General features: G+C 41.6%; 18 protein-coding genes. 10 read left to right on the top strand and 8 right to left on the bottom strand.

Annotated elements, in window-relative coordinates; translation table 11 throughout:
- Positions 1-101: 101 nt before the first annotated feature.
- A complete protein-coding gene (locus ACM0OY_RS06380; protein WP_334959256.1) occupies positions 102-299 on the bottom strand; it encodes a hypothetical protein in 198 nt (65 codons plus the stop codon).
- Positions 300-480: 181 nt separating this feature from the next.
- Here ACM0OY_RS06380 and ACM0OY_RS06375 point away from each other — a divergent pair, with 181 nt between their 5' ends.
- Positions 481-1,566 (top strand): DUF5895 domain-containing protein, encoded by a 1,086-nt coding sequence (locus ACM0OY_RS06375; protein ID WP_414568019.1) that lies wholly within the window; start codon positions 481-483, stop codon positions 1,564-1,566.
- A 324-nt stretch (positions 1,567-1,890) separates the two neighbouring features.
- Here ACM0OY_RS06375 and ACM0OY_RS06370 read toward each other — a convergent pair whose 3' ends face one another.
- The 3 genes from ACM0OY_RS06370 to ACM0OY_RS06360 all read right to left on the bottom strand — a co-directional run bounded on the left by ACM0OY_RS06370 (position 1,891) and on the right by ACM0OY_RS06360 (position 5,039).
- Positions 1,891-2,619: a hypothetical protein gene (locus ACM0OY_RS06370; protein ID WP_414568018.1), complete on the bottom strand. Its 729-nt coding sequence runs from the start codon at positions 2,617-2,619 to the stop codon at positions 1,891-1,893.
- A gap of 3 nt (positions 2,620-2,622) precedes the next feature.
- On the bottom strand, positions 2,623-4,617 hold the full coding sequence (locus tag ACM0OY_RS06365) for a M23 family peptidase (RefSeq protein ID WP_414568017.1): 1,995 nt from the start codon (positions 4,615-4,617) through the stop codon (positions 2,623-2,625).
- A 113-nt stretch (positions 4,618-4,730) separates the two neighbouring features.
- Positions 4,731-5,039 (bottom strand): hypothetical protein, encoded by a 309-nt coding sequence (locus tag ACM0OY_RS06360; RefSeq protein ID WP_414568016.1) that lies wholly within the window; start codon positions 5,037-5,039, stop codon positions 4,731-4,733.
- A gap of 130 nt (positions 5,040-5,169) precedes the next feature.
- Here ACM0OY_RS06360 and ACM0OY_RS06355 point away from each other — a divergent pair, with 130 nt between their 5' ends.
- From ACM0OY_RS06355 to ACM0OY_RS06335, 5 genes are all read left to right on the top strand, one after another.
- Positions 5,170-5,868 carry a hypothetical protein gene (locus ACM0OY_RS06355; RefSeq protein WP_414568015.1) on the top strand — a complete coding sequence of 233 codons (699 nt, stop codon included), beginning with the start codon at positions 5,170-5,172 and terminating at the stop codon, positions 5,866-5,868.
- A 107-nt stretch (positions 5,869-5,975) separates the two neighbouring features.
- The gene (locus ACM0OY_RS06350) at positions 5,976-6,530 is read left to right on the top strand and encodes a hypothetical protein (RefSeq protein WP_414568014.1); all 555 of its coding nucleotides are present in this window, start codon (positions 5,976-5,978) and stop codon (positions 6,528-6,530) included.
- A gap of 229 nt (positions 6,531-6,759) precedes the next feature.
- Positions 6,760-8,538: a bifunctional 3'-5' exonuclease/DNA polymerase gene (locus ACM0OY_RS06345; RefSeq protein WP_414568013.1), complete on the top strand. Its 1,779-nt coding sequence runs from the start codon at positions 6,760-6,762 to the stop codon at positions 8,536-8,538.
- A gap of 472 nt (positions 8,539-9,010) precedes the next feature.
- A complete protein-coding gene (locus tag ACM0OY_RS06340) occupies positions 9,011-9,313 on the top strand; it encodes a hypothetical protein (protein WP_335170776.1) in 303 nt (100 codons plus the stop codon).
- A 278-nt stretch (positions 9,314-9,591) separates the two neighbouring features.
- Positions 9,592-9,756 (top strand): hypothetical protein, encoded by a 165-nt coding sequence (locus ACM0OY_RS06335; RefSeq protein WP_176726953.1) that lies wholly within the window; start codon positions 9,592-9,594, stop codon positions 9,754-9,756.
- 79 nt (positions 9,757-9,835) lie between these two features.
- Here the strand turns inward: ACM0OY_RS06335 and ACM0OY_RS06330 are convergent, their stop codons facing one another.
- The gene (locus ACM0OY_RS06330) at positions 9,836-10,564 is read right to left on the bottom strand and encodes a hypothetical protein (protein ID WP_414568012.1); all 729 of its coding nucleotides are present in this window, start codon (positions 10,562-10,564) and stop codon (positions 9,836-9,838) included.
- A 12-nt stretch (positions 10,565-10,576) separates the two neighbouring features.
- Here ACM0OY_RS06330 and ACM0OY_RS06325 point away from each other — a divergent pair, with 12 nt between their 5' ends.
- Positions 10,577-10,723, top strand: a complete 147-nt coding sequence (locus ACM0OY_RS06325; protein ID WP_190241088.1) for a hypothetical protein — start codon at positions 10,577-10,579, stop codon at positions 10,721-10,723.
- Between the two features lie 112 nt (positions 10,724-10,835).
- Here ACM0OY_RS06325 and ACM0OY_RS06320 read toward each other — a convergent pair whose 3' ends face one another.
- Positions 10,836-11,882, bottom strand: a complete 1,047-nt coding sequence (locus tag ACM0OY_RS06320) for a tyrosine-type recombinase/integrase (RefSeq protein WP_414568011.1) — start codon at positions 11,880-11,882, stop codon at positions 10,836-10,838.
- A 206-nt stretch (positions 11,883-12,088) separates the two neighbouring features.
- On the opposite strand from ACM0OY_RS06320, the gene ACM0OY_RS06315 reads away from it, so the two are divergent.
- Positions 12,089-12,286: a hypothetical protein gene (locus ACM0OY_RS06315; RefSeq protein ID WP_414568010.1), complete on the top strand. Its 198-nt coding sequence runs from the start codon at positions 12,089-12,091 to the stop codon at positions 12,284-12,286.
- A gap of 11 nt (positions 12,287-12,297) precedes the next feature.
- On the opposite strand, the gene ACM0OY_RS06310 is transcribed toward ACM0OY_RS06315, so the two are convergent.
- On the bottom strand, positions 12,298-12,750 hold the full coding sequence (locus ACM0OY_RS06310; RefSeq protein WP_414568009.1) for a helix-turn-helix domain-containing protein: 453 nt from the start codon (positions 12,748-12,750) through the stop codon (positions 12,298-12,300).
- 522 nt (positions 12,751-13,272) lie between these two features.
- On the opposite strand from ACM0OY_RS06310, the gene ACM0OY_RS06305 reads away from it, so the two are divergent.
- Positions 13,273-14,457 (top strand): hypothetical protein, encoded by a 1,185-nt coding sequence (locus ACM0OY_RS06305; RefSeq protein ID WP_414568021.1) that lies wholly within the window; start codon positions 13,273-13,275, stop codon positions 14,455-14,457.
- A 558-nt stretch (positions 14,458-15,015) separates the two neighbouring features.
- Positions 15,016-17,241: a hypothetical protein gene (locus ACM0OY_RS06300; RefSeq protein WP_414568008.1), complete on the top strand. Its 2,226-nt coding sequence runs from the start codon at positions 15,016-15,018 to the stop codon at positions 17,239-17,241.
- Positions 17,242-17,481: 240 nt separating this feature from the next.
- On the opposite strand, the gene ACM0OY_RS06295 is transcribed toward ACM0OY_RS06300, so the two are convergent.
- Positions 17,482-18,870, bottom strand: coding sequence for an MFS transporter (locus ACM0OY_RS06295; RefSeq protein ID WP_414568007.1), 1,389 nt, complete (start codon positions 18,868-18,870; stop codon positions 17,482-17,484).
- Positions 18,871-19,129: the final 259 nt, after the last annotated feature.

Below are 19,129 nucleotides of genomic sequence, written 5' to 3'. Positions count from 1 at the left end.
TTGGACATTTTTTTAGAGGTGTTAGAAACTCTATTTCTAGAGGAGTGTCAGATACATAACAGCTTTATGAATGATTGCTGTTAAACCTGGCCAATACATCCTCACGGGAGAGATTCGATAACTGCAACAGTAAAGAAGCATACGATGCGTGAAGGTAACTCTAGAATAGGCTGAATAATTGTGGCTAATTGTTCATCTAGCGTACCAAATCGAACTGTTAGTAAATTTTCTACAACCATACGTTGCCCTTGCTTTTGAGCCTCTTGCTCCCACTGTATATATAGTGGTGATAATTTCATGATTAACCTCCTTTCATCCTCATATATATTTTCGCTAGTTTGTAAATTAGCATTCAAGATACTTTATTTTATGGCGTAATTTAAATCTGTGGTGGAGAGTAATTGCCTCATAAACAACGGTTGGTAAATAAGTTTTGAGGCTAACGCCTCATGCGTTGGGCAATCATATTTATGTAGTCCAATGGTTAAATCTAGGGTTTCAAACAACTCTAATCGCTCCAATCAATCTACTGCCAAAACTGCTGCTTCTAATCCCAAAGCTAAGTCTAAAGCTCCTAACACTCAATTGTCAGACCTTGATATTGACGATATTGACCCAGAACTTCTCAGCGACAGTTATAACCAAGTTAGACGACCGTTACTGCCTTACGGCATTGTCGTTAATGACAAACCCGCCGGACTTCTGATTCCAGAAGACCAGTTAGAAAAGGCTGGCTGGCTTGATATGCCTGATGAAAACGACCTAACCATTGTCACTCTAACTGAAGATGTTACTGGACTCTTAATTACTCAAGCACGGTTACTAGTTTTAGCTTTTGTGCCAGAGTATATCCGTTATAAATCAGATGTTGAAGACTTAGGTGGTTCTTTTGTTGGGCTTTATGATGAATACAAGCATAACCTTGACAAGAAAACAATGGATGTGTGTTCAGAACATGCACTGGTGTTTCTGGATGAGGATAATCAACCCCTGCATACTACTCCTGTTGTTGTCCGCTTTAAGAATGTAGCTCTCTGGAGTTTTAAGTCAGTGCGTGAGGAATTTTACCGTTCTTTGGAGAAAACCTTTGCTGACTATTTCCAAGTGCCATTTAGCGGCAAAAGCGATAGGTGGCGTAGCTTAGGTGTGCTGTCAGTCGAGTTCAAAGCTGTCAAAGAAGGTGAAGGTAAGAATAAACACGACTGTTGTAAGACTGTAGACTATACCAAACCCACCGTTGAAAATCTGTCTCAATTTTATTTGGGTCAACCCGCAGCTAAAGCCCTAATTTGGCAACAACATGATGCGATCGCTGGTTTTAATGAACCTCAATCCCTACCTGCTTTGCCAGGAGAATCGGTATCTGTAGACGTGGAAGTATTGCCACCAAATAAGAATAGGAACAAAACTCAAAGCGTTCGTAAATCCAAACCAGCGACCAAGCCACCTCGCAAAATTCAACTTATTGACGATGACGACTTCCTCGATGAAACCGACGATTTGGAAGCTGAGTTAGACGATGATGATTTTGAGGAGGAAGACGATGAACTAGATGATGAGGAATAGTCCAATGCAACTATAGCGTCTGTGCTGGTAAACTACCCACTACTCAGTGCTGAGTCATGAGTCATGAGTCCTGAGTCCTGAGTAGATTAAAAGTCACTCAGTACTTATGTACTTGGTATATGCCCCGCACGGCAGTTACTCCACTTGTGGGCGGCCAAGTTTTAACTCAGCACGGGCTAAACGCCCCGCTACCCACGTACAGCACTCTTCATCCACCACTGACCTAGATGCCAATTTAATGGAAATTTCGTAGAGGTTTTAGATGAAAATACCCTGCCGTAGCTAAGATGACTATGGCAGAGTTTTCTTCCAGCTTTCAAGTTATCAACTTTGGGAATTTTTACTATTAGTGAAAAGCTGACTATCAGCAAGTTGATAGCCAGTGCCATTGAAACAAAAATTCAATTGGCGTAGCTGCTCCTGCTCGGTTTGCAGTACCTTAATGCACGGTAATGCCTGACCTCGATTCTCTCCCACTGACAACAAATGCTTACCTGGTGGCAGATTGGGATTCAAGTAACTCAAGAATACCTGAGTAATTGGTTTGTCCTTTCTGAGCCAGTAACCAGTATACAGACATCCCAAAGCACCACAGACATCAGGCGTATTCAAATTGAAAACTGCGAACCTACCGTCTTTTCCTTCCACACTCCAAGCCAGTATATTTTTAGCAGATACTTTGGCATTCAACTCTGTATTTTCTACAATCACCTGTTCAATTACATGATCAGGCACAACATTAGCAGCTTTGTTCCAAGTAACGGTTGCCGCATTTAAGCTACAGCCCCCTAAGCTCATGAGAATCGACAGCAACAAAAAGATGCCCAAACCAATGCGAAACCAATGAATCCAGTAGCGTACCCTCATAGTCGGTGCTGGTAATTGATATGCAGTTGTCTTCAGTGGTTGAGACTGAGTAGGGGAGGCGGAGTCAGAATAAACTCCCTTTCCTTCCCCTGTTTGCCCAAAGTGTATTTTTGAATTGGTATCAGTATCAAGTATTTCTTTTATCTCATGGGGTGAGGTAATAGAGGTTTTAGATAAATCTGTCATACTCTACCTCCCATTTTCAGTATTTTTAGCAGTGCTGATGTAGCTAGAATTTACATTGGGAGAACAGGTCAGCGTTCCATTATCGGTATTACCGTTGTTGCGATAACTAGCTAAAGCGGTTTTGCCGTAATCTTTGAGACTGAGACGACCGAGGGCATCTGAGCCATTTCCATCAACTTTGCTATAATCACCACCAAAATGCTTTTGAGCCACTCGTTCAATTAGGCGTTCGCCCGTAAATGGCTGTCCTGTAGCCGGATCGATTTGCTCTTGTGTTACTTGAATTTTGTTAGCCATATCAGCCATAAACGCCCTATCTTGGTCGGCTGGAGGAAAAAACTCAAATAGTTCAGCCTCTGTTGGTTGATGCCCTTGCTCCACTTGACTCAGGAACTCTTGACCTCCAGGCTTGGCAGCAATTAACTGCACTGCATAGGGGTTATAACTCATAAACTGGTAGCGACCGAGAGCGCGACCACAATTTAAACCCCCATCCGCACAGGTATGTATGCCAACTGCTTTGTAATCCCCGCTACCAGCACTCTCAATCTCCGCGATCGCATTTGAGAGCGATCGCAAATCAATACCGGAGAATGATTGATCTGTTATCGATTGACTAGCACTACTAAAGGTGCATGGATTAATCTTCTCTATTACTCCAGTACGGTTGGTAATGCTAGCTTTAGGCTCTCTTGTCGCTCCAGTTGGTAAAGATGCGGTATTTGTCCTCTGTTCACTCAAATTACCTACAAATATCAGAGAGTTAACCTTGTAGCTGAAAAAAGGAACAGGCCCAATAAAGTAAGGTGTACAACCCATTCGCCAAGCACAGAACCGAAAGAACAAAGCCGTATCTACCGTATCAGTGGTTTCATCTGGCTCCATTACCACCACCTTAAAAGCTTTACCAAACGGTAGCCGTCCTGTTGGTTCCCGACCGTTATTCACTGCTTTCAGGATACCCTGTCCGCCCTCGACTTCTTGGTATTTACCGGAAATCCACTGCTTACCTTCTAACTTACCGCGATGGCGGAACGCCCACCGTAGGTGATCGCTACGACCTGTATTCTCCAAATCATCCAGTTCTAAATAAGCGCAGTCTTTTTCAGTACAAGGCACAGAAAACCCTTGCACGTCTGAACCAGAAATCGTATTGTTACGGCGGTTTTCTGCTGGGCCATAAACTACATCAATCCGCATTACCAAGCTACCAATTTCAGTGATGGGATTAGGCATTAATCCTAAAGGTACTTGTCCCAAACCAGGAATATCCGAAACATTGCTATTCATCCAACCTGTAAATTGTTGTAGCTGTACTGCATCTAAGTTAGGAATTGAAGAAATAGAAAACTCTGACAAGTTGATTTGTCCCAGCTTCATTTGCCCAACTTCATACTGTGTTAGTACCTGAGCTAGTGTTAAATTAGATGCAGCAATTCCCTTTGATTTTAGTAAGGTTGCAACAGGTATAATATTGTTTACTTGCGTCTTAGCCAATTCTGGAACAACCTGAGCTAAATGGCTCAATGTCTGCTCACCAATCAGGGGAAATTCACTCAAGGCAATTTTGTTTAAATCTATACTGTTAATGTCTGTGTTCGCCTCTGGTACTGTGCCCAGAGCGATCGCCTGGATCGCCTGCAAAGAAAACTCCTCTGCCTGTAATGCTTCACTGATATCTCCTAACTTCAAATATTGGTCAGGAGTCATACCCACATTCCAAGTACGACTCAGGTCATAACCTAGTGTCTGGCTGTAGGGACTGCCATCAATTGCACCAGATTGACTGATACCTGGTAGCTGGCCCAGAGAAATACGGCTCCAGTCTGGCAGCAAAACTTTAGTAGCAGGTAGTCGAGACTGAGGATTTGCAACTTCTACAATTCGAGTCGGTAAATTGCCATCACCAAATGTGTTGATTGTAGCTTGTGCGGCGATACTATAAATAATACAAGCAATGACAACCAGAAGAGATATCCATACTTTTGGTATCTTCATAATTTCAGGTTTAAAAATGACAGCAACTACACCCCGACAAGCAAAGTAATTTATTGAATGAGAACCCAATTAATTGTTGCTTATGGGGTATAGGAAGAGAGTGAAAATATGACTTATAACTCTAGCTCCGGGAATGCTGACTGTTGACTTTTCTTAGACTTGTAACCTGAGCCAGAGCCATATCCTGATAATTGAGGATTGGGATTAGCAGCCGATTCAGTGTAAGGTGTATCCCCAAGATTGATTTCAAAAATATTCTCTTGATAACCATCCCTAAATTGGTCTGTTTGCAAGGGATTACTACTATCTCCAGAACTTGATTGCTCAACACCGTAACATAAAGATTGATAGCCACTGCCAGACTGATAATTACTACTGTCGTCAGTATCAAGATTTTGGTTAATTGTGGGTTCGTTATTCATTGACATTACCTAAAAAAACTGTATCAATGCCAGCATAAAAAGATTTATCTAATATCAGCCTTCACCTATTGGACATTAATTTTTTAGCCGATTGGCTATTTTTGGTGATGCGCTCATATCGAGATGAAAAATGGAGCAAATGAATTTGATTCCACCAGAAGTAATGGCAGAAATCAGTGATGGTAATAGTACCAAACTGCCAGACAACACCCGAAAAATGCTGCAAATTCTGGCAAGTTTAAATACACCAAAAGAATTATTAGCAAGCCTTTTAGAAATAGCTGAATTTTCCCTACACCATGTTCGCTACCTTGCAGGGCCATTGGTAATTCATCGCAGTCCTTGGAGTGATACGATTCCCCAATGGCTGAAGTTTGCTTGTATTCAGGAGCGATTGGAACTTATCTTCACTGAATACGAACAGGATCAGGTTGGTGTTTCCAGCACAGCCACAGAAGTTCTTACCTACATGATGCCAGCAACTTACGAAGCACCTCTGCATAGGGATTACGCTGATCTTTATCTTTGGGTAGGTAATGAAGTTTTAACCAAATACGATAAATTGCCAAAGGGTTGCAAGAGTTTTTATGAATTTATAGGTGATGGTGATACGAGCAATGCCAGCAATAATCGCATCATTCATTTTAATCAGGTAAAAAATGAATTCAACTATCTTAGCAGGTCAATTCGACGCAGCATAGTTAAACACGCAGCACAAGAGGGATGGGGTAAGCGTAATGTCAATGCCTTGCCTAACTTAGATTCGACCCAGAGCATTCCAACTCCTAAACCTTCATCAAATTCAACTGTGCAAATTAGCTTGTTCTGAATTTTCCATAAATCCTCAGTCTATTCAAATTTTCATCTGAGGATTTTTCTGTTAAATGGAAGCGATCGCTTCTTTAATTATGAACATAAATTTTCAAGTTAGTCATCATGAATACTCAAGAAATTCAAGAGATTTTAAATCATCTCATCATTGGAATTACAGCCTTATATGCCATTGTGATGCTCGTTGATTTCGTTGTGGGAATAGTCCATTTATGGCATAAATTTACACTCAATGTTGAATCCTATACCAACAACACAACATCTGAACAATCACACATTGAATCTAGTGATATTAAGAAATCTCTCAACTGGGAAAATCAAAATAAATCAACTAACCGTATTACATCAAAACCCGAACCTCAACCAAATAACTTTGTTAGCATTGATGTAGACAAAATTGATTTACGGACAGCCAGAAAAATTGCTACTGCCATAAAAAAAGCTTCAAAATCCAATCCTGACTTAATTATCAAACAAAAAGTCAACAGTAAAAGTGTTCCTTTAGCCTGGTTGCAAGCACAGATTAAGCATCGTTTAGAACTGGCACCAGAAATTGTCGCACCCATTATCAGAGAATTGGCTCCTACTGCTTTTACATCTGTTCGAGAAAATATTCAGCATTCTAGCATTGCAAAAACAGGTAAGTGTCAAGTCAGTTAATCATATAAAGAGAGGAATATTGATATGGCGGTTATCGCTCGGATGAGAAGACAAAAGTACTTGCTGTATAATCTTTCCAGCAAAGTTTTTGTATCTCCCTTAACTGCACACCGCTATAGTATTACCTCTCTTTAATAGGTTTTCAAATCTTTGTAAAAAACTAAATATTTTGAAGTTGCTAGATATACAAGCTATCGCTTCTAGGTGATAAATTCAAATTTAATTCATTATGAATACAGGCTTAATAAATACAAATAATTCCAGTATTTTTACCCCACAATATACTCTTGTTTCCAATGTTTCAACTCTTAATTATGCTCTCCAAGGTCTGTTTCAGGCAGAAGTTTTAGCCATAGATTGTGAAACAACAGGACTTGACCCTCTAACTGATTCTATTAGACTGATTCAAATAGCTGCACCAAACCATCCAGTAGTGCTGATAGATTTACCAGCTATTCCCAAAAGCGATCGCCAACTGCTCAAAAAACTGCTTTGTAACTCTGCTGTCAAAATTGCTCATAATGCCAAATTCGACTGGCAATTTCTGACACTCGCAGGACTTCAACCCTCTGGTCAATTCTTTGATACCCAACTTGCTTATAAAGTTCTAACCGCAGGATTAAAAACAAGCTCATCCTTACAAAATATAGTTAAAAAGCTACTACACCTTCAACTAGATAAAACTCAACAAATCAGCGATTGGTGTAAACCTCTTACCAAGGTTCAATTGCACTATGCTGCCGTAGATGCTGCCATATTGCTTGACCTTTACCCAATTCTCCTCAACAAGTTAAAGCAGGCAAAGTTACTCAATATTGCCCGACTGGAATTTCAGTGTATGCCTGTTGTAGCTCAAATGGAACTTAACGGAATGCTATTTGACTTGTCCCGATGGCAGATACTGGGTGCAAAACTAGAAGCTGAAAAAACAGATGCTTTAAGCCAACTCAAGCAACTCCGTATTGCTAGTTCTCAGATGTCATTGCTGCCAGAACTGACAGATGCAGTAAACCCGAATTCACCTCAGCAAGTTTTGGCTGCTCTACAAGCTATTGGTATTAAAATCAACTCAACTAATCAAAGTAAATTAGTTTCTTTAGCTGCACAGTATCCCATAATTCAAGCATTGCTAGATTACCGCCGTCTATCCAAAATTATCGGCACTTTTACCGAGAAACTACCCCAGCATATCCACCCCAAAACTGGGAGAATTCATCCTAACTATTATCAATTAGGGGCAAAATCCGGTAGATTTTCTTGCCGCAAACCACCTCTACAAAATATTCCCCGTGATGAAGCTGCTCGTAGCTGCTTTATTGCTGCCCCTGGCTATAAAATTATCAAAGCCGATTACTCCCAAATAGAACTACGAATTATGGCTCGGCTTAGTGGTGATACAAAGATGTGCCAAGTCTATCGCCAGGGGGCTGACTTACATCGATTAACAGCATCTCTAGTAACTGGAAAATATATCAATGAAGTAACTGAAGAAGACCGCAGACTAGCAAAAGCAATAAACTTTGGATTGATTTTCGGTATGGGCGCTGCCAAACTCCAAATTTACGCCCAAGTAAAATATGGAGTAGCAATGACATTAGAACAAGCAAAAGCTTTCAGTCAACGATTCTTTGAAGCTTATCCTGGAATAGCTAGGTGGCATGAAAACATCAAACGTAAATACATCCAAGGCATTAAGGAAAGTCGTACACTAGCAAATAGACGACGGAGATGGGTAAACAAGCCCCGATTATCAGAGCTATTTAATCATCCAGTACAAGGTTTAAATGCCGACATCAACAAATTAGCTATGGTAAAACTTTCAAATCCATTAGCTAAATTCAGAACAAAACTCATCTGTGTAAGACATGATGAAATTGTACTGGAATGTCCAGAGACTGAAGTTGACCAAGTTAGCCACATATTACACAATTGTATGGTTGCTGCTGCCCAAAAGTTTCTTAGCCCTATTCCAGTTGTTATAGATATTAAAATATCAAATAGCTGGTGAACTCCCCCAACTTGCCCAGTACGACTGAAGTTGGATTTGCAGTCAAGCTATTCTGAGAAGATTAGTCAAAAACTCAATTGCCCTCCTCACACTATAGCTCGTGCAAAATGTGGTTAGAGGGCGTTTCGTTTTTGATCCGAAGCACTATCCCCGCCCTATCCCAATACCGTTCAGTTAAGGACATTTATCTGTTGGGGCGGGCTGTTTTTGAGCAGGGGAAGCAGGGGGAGAAAAAAGGCTTAACCCAAGCGTATTGCACCCTATCCACTATTTATGGCTGTTCCTGAATCGGTATTCTAGCCATTATAAATAACGGAACTATTTTAACTATATCTGCTTACGCAGATTGAGAGTGAATCCAGAGTTTAAAACCCGTTTAATTGGGTTTTATTGGTGTGTCTATAAACTCTGTGACTGACAAATACCTGATGTAAGAAATGAGTTACAAAATTTACCTATTTGAGGTGTATTCATGTCCAACCCCCGGATTTTAGGGGCAAGAGAAATTCATCTAATTTCACTCTACAGTCACTGGGAATTTGGTATGAAACCAGAACAATTTTATGCCAAATGGGATGTGAGTTATGAACAAATTGCCTTAATATGCTGTCGTTCTGATTCTACGGTCAGAGGTTGGTTTAAGCAAGGTAAATTTAGACGCTATCCTCAGCCTAATGATTTACGACATTTGGCATTCATGGACTTTTTACTGGAACATTTTGAAGAAGTTCCCGAACAACTTTGGCAATTGCTATGTCTGACTCATTCGCCTTGATCTCAATAACATTTCTATTCTACATATAGCAATCCGGTTTGATTCATGAAAGGTTTTTAAAACAAAAGCTTTGCCCTGCAAGGTTTTCAGACTCAGTACACAATATTTCATTCCAGTCGGAACGCTATATATCTGTCAAATCAATCTAATACACACATAATTCTAATTGTCAATATCAATTTGACCTGTCTTTGAGTATACCTCCTCGTTTAAGGTAAAATTTGGCGATTTAAAAGCACATAGCATGGTTATTTTACAGCATTTGTAAGAAGGAAAATATGACTTATTCTGAGCAATTAAAACCGTGGTGTATTGTCCGGAATGTTCCCAATCAAGAAAATATTGTTGTGAAAAGATTCCGCCGACGTGATGATGCTGTTGCTTATCTGCAAGTGTTGAAGCAGTCAGGCAGAGATATTGCTTTTAAAATCCTTTTTAAGTAAGGCTCAAAATATCAATATTCCACGGGATAATGAAGCTTTTAACGGTTCATTTTGAGAAGATTTGAAAATCATAAAAATACTAACTTGCCGGATGATATAATCCCGTATTTTCGTTAAATTCCCACCCCATACCCGATTTATCCTTGCCCTTGCACCATGCCACAAAAAGCGGTGGGTGCAGCTTATTTCGTTGCTCGCGTATAGTTTCTACATTTACACCAAGTCTTGAAGCTAAACCTTCTTCGGTTAATGGTTGCATTCGGGGAGTATGCACTTTGAAGGATGAATTGTTGTTGTACGATTTATTGCCCCGCCTCGGTTGGTTGTTGAGATGATTTTGAATTTTAATAATCGCCTCAGTAAACTGTGTCATTCGGGCTGTTATCCCCTCCACTTTTTCTTCTAAATCGGCGAGATTATGGATTGCTCCGGTTTCGTTACTATTAGATTCGCCTGACAACTGTGACTCCAGCTTATCAAGTCGTGAGCAAATAGCTAATATCGTTTCATTCGTCAGACTGGGGTTACTATTGTTACCAGCAACTAAGTACTCCTCAACACTTGCCTTAATCTTAGAGTCGAGGCGTTTATCTAAATCATTGCCACCAATTGCATCAAGGTTATCTATATCATCTAGGTAGAATTCGATAAATTGGGTCAGCGTGGCTGTTGCCGTCGTCCCTTTCGACTTACAACGGGCAATAAACTGCTCCCACATCTTTTGGTCGCAGTTAAAAGATGCCAGTTTCTTGTTTTTCCCTGTTTGGCTCATGTCTAGGTAATGTCTAGGTAAATCTGGACTGGACACGACTGAGTGAGCGTGTCATCCCGAAAAGATAACTACCTTGACACTATCATTTTCGAGCGCATGAGTGCGCCCGCCGGAGACGATGGTCTCCGACCGACCGGAGGTCATCGCCTCTACCAAAAAGCAGTCAGATTACTACTGTCTGCAACAGTTAGTTAGCCACTGTTGGAGTTGTTCAGGAGTCGTTGGCGCACGCACAATTTGAGCAAAGCCTGTTATCGCTTTTGTAGCCAGCCAAATCAGGAGGTGACTCCCTGGCTAACGCATCCATTTAGTCAATCATATCTGCCAACAAATTTGTCATCTCTGACTGACCTTGTTTGCGGTTATCGTCATACTGGATTAATACATCCAGCTTGACATGACGGCTGACTTTTTGCGTCTTTCGCACATCCCCGCATGTTGCTTCTAAAAGAGTTGTAATCCCACTGTGGCGGATGCGGTGGGGTGACATTAACTTTTTTACACCAGCTGCATCAAAATAATTGACAACAATTTTGCGGATGCCGTCCCCAGTGAGGCGATGCCCTTTACTGCGGTTATCAAGGGCGATAAATAAGGGTGAGGAGGCGGTGATATTGCCCCGAACTTGCAACCAATCACAGATAGCATTAACTGTTGCTACTGATAGTTTTACCCATTCATCATTCGTACCTTGCCCTTTTCCCAAAATCCGCAATCTGCTTTCGTGTGGGTCGAAGTCTTTTATATTTAATTGACTCACCTCATTGCGTCGCAGTAAATTTTCCCACAACAGCCGCAATAGCGCATAATCTCTTTGGCCGTGAACAGTTGAGCGCTCAATTAGCTCGACTACACTGGCGATGGTTTGGGCATCCACCCCGGTAGTATCTCGATACGCTTTTACCTTTTCCAACTCTACATCTTCTAGCGTGTAGCTGCACACACCTAACTTGCGGGCAAACTTCACCAACGATTTAATGCTGCTGAGGCGACGGTTAACCGTTGCTTCCTTCAACCCAATAGCCAGTAGCTTGGCCTTATATTTCAACACCACCGCCACCGCCCGTTTCTCGGTCAGGTGCAGAAATTCCAACACGCTGTCAACATTTGGCTCAATACCAGTCATCGCCACAAAAAATTTCCGCAAATCTTTCTGGTATTCGCGCCGGGTGCTGGATGCGCGAATATTGGCGAGCATCAAAGCGATGACATCCCGTTCGTCCTCCGTTGCAGCAAAATACCGCTCAATTGGGGCTGAAAGAGATTTTTTTAATGACTCTACCGCATCATCAAATCCGGTATCATCGTTTGCTTTTGGGGATGCCCGCTCTTGGGGATATGGAGTATCAGACATAGCATTGGGCGCGAAAATGGTGTTTTTCGATATCAAACCTATTCTCTCTCGATTTGCCTAACCACACTCACTTTGGCGCGATAAATCTTCCATTAGACCAACACAATCTGAATGTTGCTAAATATACTGCTATGGTATTAGTGCTATTCGCTTGTTACCCAACGCTTGACTGTACTACGTTATGTATTTTGACTGAATTATTATAGATGCAAAAATTAAACCATCCCAGTGCTTGGAATGGTTTAAGGGAATTATCAATTTTTCTTACTGCTCCTTTTGCTTATAGGAGGCAACCAATTGTTGTTGGCGACAATTCAGGCATTCCTTTTAACTTGACAGTTTCGGCGACTTGGTTGTTATTTTGGCGTAATGAAAAGATAGGATTGCCCGTTAGCTTGATTTGAGCTTGATGCTATTAGGGTTGCGCTTCCAAGATCCGACCTATACTTCTTGGCGATAGTGCTGGCAACCCCCTGCGAGTAGCTTCTTCAGCAACTTGCATATGGTAATGGTGCTTTGAACGACTGGGTTTTCGGTTCTTGCTCCATTCGCTGATTTCGACAATTTTGCTCGCCTCTGCGCTCTTGCACTTCTTAGGTCTGCCTGCGTTCACACCTAATACATTATTTATCTTTGCGATCGCATCTTCCAAGGTTTCCGATGTTATGGTACTTGATGTCCACTTTTTCTTCCAGTTTGTTACTGTTTGCTTCGCTATACCAAGTTTTTTTACTATATTTTTATGATTTTCCCCACGATTAAGTTCTAGCAGGATGTTTGCTCTCTTGATCATTTCATCGCTGCCGGTGGCTGCTATATCCTCTAATACTTGCTTTTCAATAGGATTCAATACTTGAATATGAGGCATTTCAGTATTTACCCCGCTTAGACCTACAATTTTGCCAAATCGAATGAAGCCTGATATACTTTTTTTGTAGAGTTCATTTTTCCTAAAGATTCACTCAAAGCCCTGCTGCAAACAGGGCTTTGAGGAAAAAACAACCCCACCTGTTACTAAAACAGGACGGAACTTTGTTTTGTCAATTTAGTTATCTAGAGCCATCATATCATGAATTTACCCAGTTTTACAAATCTATCTTTAGATAGATGCTTTTTTTTAAATGCCAGTACTTTAAATCTCTCTTCAGTCGTATTGGTTTTCAATGGGTTGGGAATAATAGTTTACTGCGCGAGAAAATTCTCTTCGAGAGTTTTTCTGGTAGTTAATCCTTTGCCATTTACAAGATTTAATTATTTTTTCAACTTGTCACTTTTTCCAAGGGATGAAAGTGCTATAAGTCTTGCTGGTTAAGATTTTTCTGCTTTCTGCTTAGGTTTTTCAAGATGGAACCTATCTTTTGAGTGATAATTTGTGACCCGGAGTATAAATATGTCTGAGGTGAAGAATCCGGCAATTGTATATATTTCACCTGCGGAGTTGGTTGTTCATCCGAAGCTGATAGAAATATATGGTGAGAATGAGGAACGTCCGGCTTTAGAAAAAAGTATCTCTGAAAAAGGGATTCTTGAATCTTTAAAGGTATCTGCACGTACTGGTGTAAATATCGTCTTGGCAGGTAAGTGTCGCTTGCAGATAGCTCGCCAGTTAGGAATTTCCACTGTAAAAGTGGAATTTGTCGAGTCTGGTTCGCCTGAAGAAGATTTGAAACTAGTGCTTGACTTTAATCTCCACCGGGAAGGTGGGAAGACTCATTACCAGAAATTTCACGAGGGGCAGTACTGGGAGAGCGTACTTCGTCCCCAAGCGAAAGAAAGACAGCGGGAAAGCGCTCGTCGTTTGAATCAATCGAATGATTCAAATTTGAATCATTCGATAACTGAAAATAAGTCTCAATTAGGGAAGGGCAAGCGAGTGATTCAGGAGGTCTCGGAGAATCTAAATATAAGTGTTGGTAGTTATCACAAGGGTAAGAAAGTTTTTGAATTAATTTCTCAATTACGAGAACTGGAAAAATTTAAGGCAGTTGTTGCACTGGAGATGGAATTTAACCGGAGTATTGATGCAGCATACAAGTTTGTTTGCAATCAAGATATTTGTAACCAGGTAATAGACCTTCTGGAGGCTACGGAGATAGGTAGTATAGGCGATGGTATTGCTTGGATGCTGAATGGCGAGCGCAATCCGTTTCGGCGTTTCCAGCTTGACCAAGTATATCAATTCAAAAAGAGACTGCGGCCCGAGTTGGAAATTGTGGGACGGGTTATTGGTATAACTAATGAGTTTGTTGTGTTTGGATTGAGGAATTTAGTGAATATGAGCCTAGAAATTGTGAATCTCCGTCCGCGACAAATTGATGCAGAATTGCAGGATGAACCATCTGCATCACAGAGGAAGAGAATATTTCACTTAATGCAAAAGTTTAGTGATGTTTTCCCAGTTCAGGTATCTTTAGCGGAGTTGTTAAAACTCCCAAATTTAACTGAAAAAGAGGAGGTTTTGTTGCGGATGTATGAGTCTGACGTATTTGAAAAAACTTGGGAGGATTATAAGACCCAAATGAAAGCAATGGAAGTATCTACAAATAGAAAAAAGGATAAGATTTGTGCTGCATAGGTAGCTGTCAGCAGTTAATCTAGCAGAGAATTTATCCCACAATTTAACATTACTTACTAGATTAGCATCTCAATACTGATTACAGTACGAGTTCACTGTTTTGAGTGCTGAACTCGTATCAAGATATTTGACTGTTTTTTGTTTTTTAACTCGGTGGTGGAGTATGAGTAATTTCATCTTCACCAGTTGTACTAATAAGAGCCAATGTGGGGTGACGCTTGTGGGTGTTACTAGCTTTGCATTGTTATCCCAAAACTCTTTTGTCGATTTAGTGACAACTTCGCTCGAACTGCCTCATTTAAATAATTACCAAAAAAAAGTTGGGTAGTCGCATTGTTGTTGGTGAAGCGTGTTGGACTAAATCTTAGCCTAAGCCTACGTATGTCTAAGCCTAAACAAGTATAAACCTTTGTTTGCTTTCAACCACGAGACGATTACCAGTCGCCTCCAACAAGCGGATAACCAACCGCTTAAACATAAAAATTTCAAATTTAGGCTAACACATTTTGACCAACAGCGAGACTACCTGATGCACAAAAATCATCAGGACAGTCACTCATGTACCAAGAAAATTTCGGGGGAGATTTTGAGAACAAGCCCCAATTAAGCCTTTCACAGCCTTCAAAAAAGAAAATCAAACCCCACCTGCCCGCAGAATCCGTGGGCAAACGCTACGTAGAGCGCTTTTGGCATCCATTTGGGGCGATAGTTGCCCCAAATCAAGCACAAGGTGTAAAACCAGCATGGCGCACTATCGATTATTACCTCCAACCTTCCCAACTGTGGAACCTGCACCAAGACAAGTCGAAACTAGTAGGTCTGCGCTTTAACGACACAACACGTTACGCCACAATCGATTTAGACCTAGAAGGCGACTACCATAATATTGAATCCATAAATCGCATCAAAGCGGCGCTAGAGGACATCGGCATAGTCGATATCATTATCCTCCAGTCCAGCTTTAGTGGCGGATATCACCTGCTCCTAACCTTTGCTTCCTCCCTGCCCACTTTTGCCCTAGCCTGCGCCCTAGAGATTACCTTGAGAAGTGCAGGCTTTATCCTGCGTCAAGGACACCTAGAAATTTTCCCCAACACCAAACCATATAGTGCCAAACAAATAACTAACTACAAAGCCATCCGTTGCCCCATGCAACCGGGTAGCGGGTCATTTTTACTTAATGATGACCTACAACCAATTAGCGACTCAGTTTCTATCTTCCTCGACTATTGCGATCGCGCGGCCAGTCGGCAAGACTTAGCCAAACTCAAACGAGTAGCAAACAAAGCCAAAAAACAAATTTCACGGGAGAGATATCGCAAGCAAGAATCTGCTGACGTTGTACAGTGGCGTGCCAACTGGGAAGAAATAATCACCACAGGCTGGACAGGAAAAGGACAAACAAACACCCTCCTACAAATCTTCGTAGGGTACGGAATCGTCTTTTTAGACTTAGAGAGTGATAAGTTAGTCGAATTTTGCCTTACTACCGCAATTAACGCCCCAGGCTACAGCCAATATTGCCAACACCAACACGAAATCGAAGCCAGGGTGCGACATTGGGTAGAATCCACAATTCGCAACAAATGGTATAGCGCCTATATTAGTTATCCCGAAAGGTTGTTAGGTACATTCGCCAACACATTTGCAGAAGCCATAGCAGGCATTAGCAGCATCCATAAACCCAAAGACAACGTAATCCCATTTGACCGTCGTAAGCAACAGAACTGGGAACGCAGCCAACAAGCCCAAAAACGCATCCAGTTAGTGGTAAGGGCAATAGAGTGGGATAGAGGCTTACCAGCAGGGGCTACTGAACGGGGGAAAGTGATACGTGCTGAGTACAAGAGCCGCTTTCACAAAACCATCTCACAAGAGACACTACAAAAGCACTTGCATTTGTGGCATCCCACGCGCTACATCTTAGATCCGTGGGCAGAAAATAGCTCAAACCCTTATCAATCAAGTAATGACGGGCAATTTGATAGTTTTGAAAACTCATTTGTAAAACAGAGTGCTGAAAATCCTTACCAAAAGCAAAATGACGGTCATTTTTACTATATGAAGGGTTTTTGTAAATGCTTACCTCCGGCTGCCGATGCCCCTACAGGGCAGTTGGCAGCCGGAGATTTTGAAGAAGTTGCTAAGTCTGAACGAGAATTATTTGTACTACAGGTACAAGATGAATCTGAGGAAATTAAGATTAATTCCGAAGAATTGAATTCATTGCAACCAGAGGATCTGTCTTTAACTTCAGGTGTCAATAATTCTGATAATTCATTAGTTTCTTCAAATATTATACAATTAGCTGAAAACGTTAATCAAAGTACTTCAGATAAGGATTTTAAATACCTTTCTAACCCCAGCGCGGCTGAAAATTACAATAACAAAAACTTATTGCTCAATTCTGCCAGTATTCTGTTTACTGCATCTACAGCTGCAATTGTGCCGTCTGAAATCTCACAAAAAGCCGAAGTTAGCGAGCAAAGTACACCTTCAGGCGACTCAGCAGCCGCTCTCGCTTTGGCAGAACTGAAGAAACTGACTAAGTTGCGACTCCAAGCAGCATCCCACGCCAAACGTGTAGCTAGAGAGTATTGCCTAATTGCGCGACGCTTGATAGGAGGCAGGGAACGCGAAAGACTGGAGCAGAGTGCCAAAATGCAATTCTATCTCGATTCAGGTAACAAAACCCTAATTGCAGAAGCCAACGAGTGGGCAGCTGCTAATCCTGGGTGCCTACCGTTTTCGTTGGAGTTAGCGTTTCAAGAAGGTGAGACGTAATGGCTGAATTTCACAGGTGAGAGTGATTTGGATGCCTATACGGGTACATGGGATTGAAAACAGTTTGCCGCAATGGAATGTATTCTGTATTAACAGTATTTTGAAAACAGAAATATCCGCCATTTAATTCTATTACAACTGATTTATTAAGTCTGAGTAGTTTCTCCCAGTCCTTTTGACATTCTTTGATATGTACTCATTTCTTTTAATACGAATTCGTGCAGTTGTAGTAACAGCAATTTAGTGACTATGGCGATGGTGAATATCTCTCTTGTGAGGATGGTTGTGATAGATAATCATCGTGTGTTCGTGAAGATGGTTGTGAGGTTCGCCTATAGCTATCCCCTCATCGTGGTTATGCTGATGGTATTCATCGTGGATGTGTTTATGTTCATGCACACTAGGATAGTGGAGATGTTCGTGTTCATGCTCCTGAGGTGAGAGGGTAATTTGTACTACTAGCAGCATGAAGCCAATTAAACTACCGTAAAGAAACTCACGTTCAGCAAAGTTACTTCCCAACCAACCGGCAAGAGGGTAGGAGATTGCCCACCAAAGATGACTCCAGGCAAAGTGTGCGCCATAAACTCGTCCTTGTACACCAGCTGGGATGCGGTCTGCAATTAATGTCTGGGTGGGTAAGTTCACTAAACTTTGCCCTGCACCCGCCACAAACCATAACAGCATCAGTGGTGCTAAATTTGCGTAGTTAGCGGGCAACAAAGCCAATGTGATCAAAATTGCACCAATCAAAACAAACGTTGTACGTGGCAAACTTCTATTGAACGTACCAACCGCAACTGCACACAGGGTTGCACCAATCCCAAAAGCCGCCATCACCCATCCATACTGCACTTCTCCCAATTTGAGTGTACCTTGAACATATCCAACAGTATTTACTAAGATTTGCGCTCCGGCAATTGATGCGACTAACTGCATCGCTAGCGCGTAACGGATAGGTGCATCTGTAAGCAGGCGAGTTGTACCGTCTTTAATGTCTCCCCATGTTCGGCGTGTTGTCCTGGAAGGCTGTTGATTTTGTGCAACGACGAGCTGACCTGGTAGGGTGAAGATTAGGATTGCCGCGATCGCAAAGCTGAGAGCATCCAAAAAGAAAACTTGTCTCGCACCAATGAAGGCGGCGACACTCCCAGCGATACCAGGGCCAAGTACACCAAGTAATTGAAAAGTAGCAGCCGAAAGAGCGATCGCGCCTGCATAGTCATTCTCACTCGTGACTAATGGAATCGTGGCTTGGTAAGTTGGGGTGAAGAAAGCATTAAAGACGTTGAGTGCAAATATTAATACGTAAACTTGCCAAATCTGCGTCACAAAAGGCAACATACCCACAATTAACATTCTGAATATGTGGGTAACAACCATGATTTTCTTGCGGTCGAGTCGGTCTGCGATCGCACCTGCAAGGGGAGACAGCAATACAAAAGCAGTGACACGCAGAGTCAAAGCTACTGAAAGCACAACCGCAGCATTTTTTCCAGCTAACTCAAAGGCCAGAAGGGCTAAACCCACCCAAGTAAGTGCATCGCCCAATAAACTAGTGGTCTGAGCAGTGTACAGCCTTGCAAATACCGGATTTCTCAAGCTGCGGAAAAATGTCAAGGTATTCATTTATCAGGGGGCATAGTTACACAAGTCTTTTATATCAAGATTTTAACAGAAATGGGGGGAGGGGGCATATTTCTCAAAGCTAGAAAATTGCCTTGCCAAGACCATTTTCATCACTCTGCTGTTTTCTTGAAGGAGTGTAGTGTTTATTAGTTATAGCTGTGATGTTCCTGTAGCAACCATCATTGCTCAAAAACTGCTTTTGGTACTTTGCCATTTAAAACTGAGAAACTAGCTTTCTTTGACATCCAGAATTCTCAAT

The sequence above is a fragment of the Nostoc sp. CCY 9925 genome, from assembly GCF_963920935.1.
In the GTDB taxonomy this organism is placed as follows: domain Bacteria; phylum Cyanobacteriota; class Cyanobacteriia; order Cyanobacteriales; family Nostocaceae; genus Nostoc.
Note: the sequence above shows the minus strand (reverse complement) of the source record. Positions and strands in the feature narration are given on the sequence as shown.